Source organism: Streptomyces sp. NPDC054866, from assembly GCF_053610745.1.
Genome location: NZ_JBSGZA010000030.1, coordinates 1 through 2,072 on the forward strand (window position 1 = coordinate 1; position 2,072 = coordinate 2,072).

At 69.4% G+C, this 2,072-nt stretch carries 1 protein-coding gene; it reads right to left on the reverse strand.

Annotated features, from left to right (window positions below):
* On the reverse strand, window positions 1–2,072 hold a 2,072-nt coding region (locus tag ACWGI2_RS42030), incomplete at both ends, for a type I polyketide synthase (RefSeq protein ID WP_453701333.1).

Below are 2,072 nucleotides of genomic sequence, written 5' to 3' on the forward strand. Positions count from 1 at the left end.
AGACCCACACCCTCACTCCACCCCGTGCCGTCCGCCGCCTCCGCGAACGCCTTGCACCGACCGTCGGACGACAACCCCCGCTGCCGCGAGAACTCGATGAAGGTGTTCGGGGTGGCCATCACAGTCACACCGCCGACGACGGCCCTGTCGCACTCGCCGTTGCGCATCGCCTGGGCGGCCAGGTGCAGGGCGACCAGCGACGACGAGCACGCCGTATCGACGGTCACCGCCGGACCCTCAAGCCCGTATGCGTACGCCACGCGTCCCGAGAGCACGCTGGACAGGTTTCCGGTGAGCGCGTAGCCCTCGATCTCCTGGTGCTCGGTCGACGTGCGGGGTGCGTAGTCGTGGTACATCACACCGACGTAGACGCCCGTCGGGGAGCCGCGCAGAGCGTCCGGGTCGACACCCGCCCGCTCGAACAACTCCCACGACACCTCCAGCACCAACCGCTGCTGCGGATCCATCGCCAACGCCTCACGCGGCGAAATACCAAAGAACTCCGCATCGAAGTCACCCGCGTCATGCAGAAACCCGCCGTGCCGCGTGTACGACTTACCCGACCGCTCCGGATCGCCGTCGAACAGGTCCACATCCCAGCCACGATCCTGCGGAAACTCCGAAACGCCCTCACCCGCCGACCGCACCAGCCCCCACAGGTCCTCCGGAGACGCCACACCCCCCGGGTAACGGCACGCCATCCCCACCACCACAACCGGGTCATCCACCTCGGCGGTGGAAAGGGCTACGGAGGGGGTCACGGCGTCGGTAGCGGCGGCTCCAAGGAGTTCGTCGCGCAGATGGCGTGCGAGAGTTGCAGGGGTCGGGTGGTTGAAGATGACTGTGGGGGCGAGCCGGGTGCCCGCTGCCGCGTTGACCTGGTTGCGCAGTTCCACGGCGGTCAGCGAGTCGAACCCGAGGGCCTTGAAGTCCTGTTCCGGGTCGATCGTGCCTGCGCTGTCGTGGCCGAGCACGCGTGCCGCCTCGGCGCACACCAGTCCGAGCAATTCGGCGTGGATCGCCAGCTCGTCGAGTCCGGCCAGCGTGGCGGTCAGGGCGGATGTACCGCCGGCCGTGGTCGAAGCGGCCGTCCTGCGCGCGGGACGTGTCGCGAAGTTCCGGAGCAGGAAGGGGATTTCGCCGGCCCCGGCCTGGGCACGCAGCGCCGGGAGGTCGAGGCGCACAGGGACGATGTTCGGCATGCGGGAGCGCAGCGCCGCGTCAATTGACGCGAGTCCGAGTGCCGGGGACAGCGGGGCAATGCCGGTGCGGGACCAGCGGGCGAGGTCGACGTCGCGGAGCGCCGCACCCATGCCCCCAGAGCCACCAGAGCCACCAGTGTCGCTGGTGTCACTGGTGTCACTGGTGTCACTGGTGTCACTGGTGTCGCCCCACAGTCCCCAGGCGAGAGCCTGGCCGGGCAGCCCCCGCGCGCGGCGCTGCCCGGCCAAGGCGTCCAGACAAGCGTTTGCCGCCGCGTAGTTGCCTTGGCCCGGCGTACCGAGCAGGCCGGCCACCGAGGAGAAGAGCACGAACGCGTCGAGATCGAGGTCGCGGGTCAACTCGTCGAGGTGTATCGCAGCGTCCACCTTGGGTGCGAGGACAGCGTCGACCGCTTCCGGTGTGAGCGACGTGATCGTCGCGTCGGCGAGCACGCCCGCGGCGTGTACGACCGCGGTGAGCGGCCGGTCCTCCGGCACTGACGCGAGCACCTCGGCCAGGGCCTCCCGGTCGGCGACGTCGCACCGGGCGAATGCCACTTCGGCGCCCAGCCTCTCCAGTTCTTCGCGCAGTTCCCCCGCTCCCGGCGTGTCACTGCCGCGTCGGCCCGTCAGGAGCAGGTGCCGTACGCCGTATGTCGCTACCAGGTGGCGTGCGACGAGGCTCCCCAATGCACCCGCACCGCCGGTGATCAGCACCGTCCCGTCTTCACGCCAAGTCGATACTGCGTCGGGATTTTCCGGAAGGTGGAGGCGGGTGAGGTGGGGGGTGTGGAGGGTGTTGTTGTGGAGGGCGAGTTGGGGGGTGGTGGTGAGGGCTTGGGGGAGGTGGGTGGGGTTGTTGTCGGTGTC